Source organism: Lactiplantibacillus sp. 30.2.29 (assembly GCF_018991255.1).
Lineage (GTDB): Bacteria > Bacillota > Bacilli > Lactobacillales > Lactobacillaceae > Lactiplantibacillus > Lactiplantibacillus pentosus.
Map to the genome: position 1 here is coordinate 1 of NZ_JAGYGU010000055.1, position 7,013 is coordinate 7,013.

5 protein-coding genes are annotated in these 7,013 nt (G+C 45.4%); 2 read left to right on the plus strand and 3 right to left on the minus strand.

Annotated elements, in window-relative coordinates:
• Positions 1–30: 30 nt before the first annotated feature.
• On the minus strand, positions 31–1,479 hold the full coding sequence (gene cls / locus KGF65_RS16020) for a cardiolipin synthase (protein ID WP_162937046.1): 1,449 nt from the start codon (positions 1,477–1,479) through the stop codon (positions 31–33).
• Positions 1,480–1,614: 135 nt separating this feature from the next.
• On the opposite strand from cls, the gene KGF65_RS16025 reads away from it, so the two are divergent.
• Complete coding sequence (locus KGF65_RS16025; protein WP_021337322.1) at positions 1,615–1,764, plus strand: hypothetical protein; 150 nt, start codon at positions 1,615–1,617, stop codon at positions 1,762–1,764.
• Between the two features lie 247 nt (positions 1,765–2,011).
• On the opposite strand, the gene KGF65_RS16030 is transcribed toward KGF65_RS16025, so the two are convergent.
• Positions 2,012–2,482: a hypothetical protein gene (locus tag KGF65_RS16030; protein ID WP_101874332.1), complete on the minus strand. Its 471-nt coding sequence runs from the start codon at positions 2,480–2,482 to the stop codon at positions 2,012–2,014.
• A gap of 807 nt (positions 2,483–3,289) precedes the next feature.
• Here KGF65_RS16030 and KGF65_RS16035 point away from each other — a divergent pair.
• Positions 3,290–4,711 (plus strand): amino acid permease, encoded by a 1,422-nt coding sequence (locus KGF65_RS16035; protein ID WP_216748744.1) that lies wholly within the window; start codon positions 3,290–3,292, stop codon positions 4,709–4,711.
• Positions 4,712–4,844: 133 nt separating this feature from the next.
• Here the strand turns inward: KGF65_RS16035 and KGF65_RS16040 are convergent, their stop codons facing one another.
• Positions 4,845–6,617 carry a hypothetical protein gene (locus KGF65_RS16040; protein WP_101874128.1) on the minus strand — a complete coding sequence of 591 codons (1,773 nt, stop codon included), beginning with the start codon at positions 6,615–6,617 and terminating at the stop codon, positions 4,845–4,847.
• Positions 6,618–7,013: the final 396 nt, after the last annotated feature.

Genomic DNA, 7,013 nt, shown 5'->3' on the forward strand with positions numbered 1-7,013 from the left:
GTTTTTCATTTCGAAATCAGCTTTTTAAAATTATAAGATTGGAGACAGGAGCCGTGAGAACGTCTGCTTGAACTTCAACCACCAGGACTGATTCTTAAAGTCCTGAACGGTGATTAGGCTACTGAGTTTTTGATCATCCAAGAAGATGCGTTCCAACTCTTGGGCAAGGTCAGCGTCGTACAAGAAGGCATTGACCTCAAAATTCAACTTAAAGCTCCGGAAGTCCAGATTGGCGGACCCGACCGAGGCGACTTGCCCATCAATGACGATGGTCTTGGCATGGATAAACCCATTATTATAATAATAGATTTTCACACCGGCATCCGCGAGTTCACGCGCATAGTACTGCGTCGCACGATAGACAAATGCATGATCAGGCTTATCTGGGACCATGATTCGAACATCGACACCCGACATTGCGGCGATTTTAATCGCATCGAGTACCGAATCATCTGGAATCAAATACGGCGACTGAATCCATAAGCGGTGCTGCGCCGTCATAATCATTTTGATATAGCCCAGTTTGATTTGTTGACCATCGCTATCCGGGCCACTTGAAACGATTTGTAATGACGTGTTCCCTTTCACCCGAATAACTGGGAACATATTCACGTCGGGCACGATCCGGTGGTCAGGGTCGGTCGCGTTCCAATCGCGGATGAACCGTTCTTGTAGTTCGAAGACGCCAGAGCCCACGATACGTAGATGAGTATCTCGCCAATAGCCAAATTTCTTATTACGTCCCAGATACTGATCACCAACGTTAAACCCGCCGACGTAGCCGACCCGGCCATCCGTCACCACGATTTTACGGTGATCCCGAAAGTTCAGTCGGAAGTCTAAGACGGCGGAATGCGCCCCCAGGAACGGCCGCGCGTGGCCGCCAAGTTCTTCTAAATGTTTAAAGAAGCTACGGAACGTCCCCATTGACCCCCACGGATCATAGAGTACCCGGACATCGACGCCTTGGGCAGCTTTGCGTTCCAGCAAGTGCAACAGTTCATTTCCGATTTGATCGTTATAAAAAGTGTAATACTCAATATGAATGTGGTTCTTAGCCGCCTCAATGTCTTGAAACATCGCGTGAAACTTTTCATGACCGTCCGTATAAATTTTGACCCGATTCTTCCGACTCAGTAACGCACCATCAGAGTTCAAAAACAAACTGACCATTCCCCGTACGGAACTCGTCACGGCATCCGCCGGCATCAACTCGGTTCCCAGCGCTTCTCGTTGCCGCTGGATCATTTGCTCCAGTCGAATCTGCGTCTCCTTCCGTAACCGGAACAGTCGATTTTTCGGCAATTTCCGGCCAACGAAGGCGTACGCAATGAACCCGACAACTGGCAATAGAATCAACACTAAAAGCCAAGCCCAAGTCGCGGCAATATCGCGATCTCCATCCCGAAAAACGGTGATAAAAGCTGCGGCCGCGTTTATAATAATAATCGTATATAAGATTGGCTGAATATATTGCAATGGAGGCACCCACCTAAATTTTTTATGATGGTTTTATTTTACCGCAGTTGGTAGTAAGATAATAATCTTTTGCGAATGTTATTTTTGCAATTACCCATCAAAAAGCTAATAATTACGATTAAGGAGGGCTGTTCAATGCTTGGAATGCTTGGAATCCACGGTCTCGGCCCGATTCGCATGTTTCATTTGACCGAACACATTGCGGGTCCCCGTGCAGCCGTTGGTATTTTACTAATTATTATTTTATTAGCCGTCGTTTACCGCTACTATCGCCGGCATCGCTAATAAACTGAACTTGTGGAGCGGCTAGTCGTGTGACTGGTCGCTTTTTTGACGATCTCCCGCTATGTATAAAAAAGTTGTGCCCGCCGATATTGGCCAGTACAACTTTGCAAAATCATAAATTGACGACTCGCTTTAATTTGGTTGAATCGCTGACTATTTGTGAACGATTCTCGAGAATGCACTTGAGGTAGTCGGCGCTCAGCTTAAAATCCCGTTTCAGTCGATGTTACGCGACCGTATCCATTAACTACGGAGCCGATAATTTATGCACAGACAGCCCATTTAGATTGTGAACATAAAGCGAGCGGGCAGAAGTGCTGGATACTTGATTGGTATCGAGATAAACTTTGCCCGTCCAATGCTTAATTTTCTTAGTTGGCGGTCTAACGATGACACGGTAGACGATTGGGCAGTTTTTGAGTGTTAGCTTCTTTTGCGGTAGCGAAAAAAACTGCAGATACTTCTTGCTTTCCGTTAACGTTTTGTTGGTTGCAAATGTACATTCATACCAATCGCTGACACTAAAAGAACCCGAGCTGACTTTGTACATGGCGTTTCTCGGTACCCGTGCGCGATATGGACTGCTTTTCAACATCGTGGTTACTGCAGTCCTTGCCTGATTGAGACCATGAACATACCGATATACGCGAAAACCGACAATCAAGCAAATTAAAATAAGAATGCCCGCGATGATTTTCACTTTATGCGCTGAAAACATGGTCATGACCTGCCAATCTCGTAAAACAAGGTCGACAATGCAATCGATGCGATGAACAAAGAAGTCCCATCAACGGGGCTCCCCAGTGGTCCGATAGTTGTAAGCAGCTTTGAAGATTGCCTAAAATTCATCGTATCCCCCCTCTTGAATACAACAAACATAGCAAACCCCCGTTCCATTGTCACTAAATAATGACGATCAGTCGTATTCATTGATGGCAAAGTTGCAATCAATTCGATATTCGAAATAAGTGAATTTATGTCGATAGGCGTGCAGAGTAGTGAACCTGCGATCCCATATGAGTGACAGCTATCTATCACAAACTGTTTCCTATGTAGAAAAAATTAATTTTCAAATTTAATTAATCGAAATAGTGCCAGAATAATCATAATCCCAGTTTATTCATGGAAACAATCGTCATAGCATGCTTTAAAAGCACAATACACTCCCTTGAAGTCCATTTTTCGCAACTTATACCCAACTACCGATAATCATCCTCGCCAAAAATGTCCTTATTTCAACAAATGACCACTAACAGTCCCAACCAAAGGTAAGTTAACCGTCAGAAATACCACCCCCAATATACGCGCGGTATCACCGGTCTAATCAGTGTTACCGGTTACGGCTAATTAATCACGATTAGTCAGACAATCATCACTCAGCTGCTATAGCTTGCGTCATTAGGTCCAATTATCTGATTTTTAGCCACTATCACCTATCGTCAATTTTATTTTAGTCAGATTAACCATCGCAACTTTATCAAAACCAATTAAACTTAAGCCATCACATCGAAATGGGGCGATGATTATGGATTTATCACACACGCGGCTACTCCGCAAAAAAGATATTAATGCCATGTTAGCCACTTATCACAGTCCGCTCAAAAAAGAGCTCAAAACCTTTGATCTAACCATGTTGGGGATTGGTGCCATCATTGGGACTGGGATTTTCGTTTTAACTGGAACTGGCGCTTTGACGGCCGGTCCAGGACTCATGATTTCCTTCGTCTTAGCGGCGATTGCCTGCTTGTTTGCATCACTCTGCTACGCTGAATTTGCGGCCATGGTTCCCGAAAGTGGCTCAGCTTACACTTACGCCTACACGACTTTAGGTGAAATCGTGGCCTTCGTAATTGGCTGGGACTTGATGCTAGAATACCTCTTCGCTGTTTCGACCGTCTCCGCTGGGTGGTCAGGTTATTTTCAATCATTTTTAGCCGGCTTTGGACTGAAGCTACCAACCGCATTATCTGCTGCGGCCGGTTCTGTTCCGGGCGTGACCAGCTATTTTAACTTACCGGCGTTTACGATTATTATTTTAATCACCATCTTACTTTCGCTGGGGGTCAAAGAAACCAAACGCGTCAACAACATCATGGTCGTCATCAAGTTAGCGGTGGTCTTGCTCTTCATTTTCACGGCGGTGCGGTTCGTCAAACCAGCCAACTGGCACCCACTACTGCCATTCGGCTTCAAAGGCGTCTTTGGCGCGGCTTCCAGTGTCTTCTTCGCCTTTATCGGCTTAGACGCGATTTCATCCAGTGTGGAGGAAACCCTAGAACCGTCTAAGACTTTGCCACGTTCGATGTTGCTCTCACTCGGGATCTGTACCGTGCTCTACGTCGCCGTTTCTGCGATTATGACCGGCGTGGTGCCTTTTGAAACTTTCGCGAAATACATCGACCATCCAATCTCAGCCGTCTTGATCTACTCTGGTCAAAATTGGATGGCGGGCATCATCGATTTGGGCGCCATTCTTGGGATGACCACCGTCATGTTGGTCTGCCTGTATGGTCAAACTCGTATCTCGTTCTCAATGTCGCGCGACGGCCTATTACCACACGTCTTCAGCGACATCAGCGCGAAGACCGGGGCCCCACTCAAATCAACCGTCTTATTTGGAACGATTGCCGCAATCATGGGTGGCTTCATCCCGTTAGCTGACCTAGCAGAATTGGTCAACATCGGGACTTTAACGGCCTTTACCCTAGTTTCGTTCTCCATCTTGCGGCTACGTAAAACGCAACCAGATTTGCGGCGTCCATTCAAGACACCCTGGGTTCCGTTCGTTCCAATCATGTCGATCATCTGCTGCGTCTTCCTACTCATCAACTTGAAACCCGTCACTTGGATTCGTTTCGTAGTTTGGTTAGCCATCGGGATGATCGTCTACTTCAGCTACTCGGTCAAGCATTCACAATTGAAAGCCACGGCAACTGACGATAAATAATGATTTACTAAAACTAGCGGTCACGTTCGATGCACGTATGCATGGAATGTGACCGCTAGTTTGTTGTATTAGTTCGATGACAGTAGTTCGGTTCACCGCTTTAAAACGGGCATCCGCCGAAGCGATTCAGTGATTAAACTTGAGTCGCTTTGACTCGAATGCGCTGCCAGTCTGGAAGCTTCGCTAAAATCAGTAAAACGGCGATTGCTAGCCAGAGTATCTCAGCCATAAAGTCGCCCAGCTTCGTGATGAAGCTATCCGCATAGCCAATCGTCAGGACATTGCGGCCGACCTTCTGTTGAATCGAAATGTTGCCCACCCAGTGATGCTTGATTTGCGCCGCATTGATTCGACGGCCGTTTAGGGTCAAAACGGTCCGTTTATACGCCGTCACCGGTAATTCACGCATTTTAGTATGCTTGGCGTTCCAGCTCACTTGGATGCCTTTATGAATGACTTTGTATTTGAAATGCTGGCGTTGCGCTGAGAATTTTTGCGTGTACTGGCGATAAACCTGCGAGTAAACTGCCGGCAGATTAGCAATTTTATGCGTGACGGGCACATAGTCAGGTGTTGTCCGATCAACTTGGGCAATCAATACACTCAAATCCCGCGTATGAAAGGCCGGCTGTAACTGACTAATTCGTGTTAATTTGGAATGGACGTTAACTTTTGGCGTATGCAGTCCATCCGCCAGTGACGTGGTCTCCTGCGTTGTAAAGTGAACATTATGTGCCACTTTTTGCGTGCATAAGCTTAACGAAAGCACACCTAAGACCAGCCCGGTAACCATCACGCCTTTTTTCAGTGATTGACTTTCCGTATCCCGTGCTGCTTCGTAGTAGACCATTGCGGTAGCTACAATTAAAAATGGCGTCCCTGTTAATGAGATTCGACGGGGCATCTGCAAGTAAGACTGCAAGACAGGTATTGATTTTTGTATCGAATCCCAAGGAAATAATGCCGTACCAATAATGACATAGACCAGTGCCGTAATTGAGAACAGCTTGGTAAAGGGTTTTAATTGCGACCAAAACAAGATCAGCCCAACGATCATGGCGTAAACAATAAAGGTCAAGACAATATCACTGTTAGAGTCCACACCAGTATAAATTGGTTGTAGAATCTTGCTAGCATTATCAACTAAATCCATCGCAACCGGCGAAATCAGCGTGTTACCCCGATATACTTCCAGTATCGGCAATAACGCATTCAAGCTGAGAATAACCGCAAACAGCGCCCCTGCCATTAGGTTTAGCAGTGAATCGATACGATATTTAGTGCACAACAATCCATGGACCGCAAATGGCACTAGAAATGGTAAAAAGAGGACAATCGTCAATACTTGAAATTGCGCGAAAAAGCCGACCATCACGCCGAGTTTCAACATTTTAGTCAGCGTCCATTCACCCTTGTATAAGTCAATGATGGGGCCCACGAACATCGGTAACAAGCCCAGTGCGACCGTCCGCCATGTGGTTCCTAGAATAAACCCATAAACCGCATTTGACGATAAAAAGACAACGCCCAACGAAATCGACAACTTCTTCGGTAAATGCAATTTTTGTGCCGCCCGATACATGAGATAACCGCTGGTAAAATACAGTAGAAAATTACTAACCAGCTGAAATTTGAACCACGTTCCAAGTAATAGCAGTAACGCACCTGCCAAGTATGTAATCAGCGGACTATACAAACTATTCACGACCCGGCAAGCTTGTTGGAATGAATAAAGGTTGATAAAACTAAAATTACCGTGCCTTATTTGCATTGCTGCTTCATAAATTCGATTATATTGAAAATACCCATCAACACCTAAGATGGCATGTTGATTAAGTAACAACGGACTGAGCAAAACCAACGTTACCAGCGTTAGTATCGTGACGGCCGTTCGATTCTTAGACATTTTCTTTCTCTCCCCACAACCTAATGATAGTTCGAAGTCACGATGTTCTGAAGGGGGGGATTATCCGCACCCTCAACTACCCCGACTCCCAATAAATATGAAATTAATCATAGTAAAGGCTGCTCCTAACCGTACTCAACACACCAATTCAGACAGAATGTCATGCTAGAGCCGTTAATCACAACAAAATCGATTATATGCTTTTTGACTGATTCATGCCACATATTATTAATACATTAAATGTCAATCATTAAAAACATTTTATACCACACCGCATTTTCCAGTATTGTCCAAATCCCAAGCGTTGCGACTCAGAATTCCAATCATAGTAGCCTATCAGCGGCATCTGCTGTCCGTTATATTTTCGGCGCCATCCCCCGAATCAAAGTTCACCTA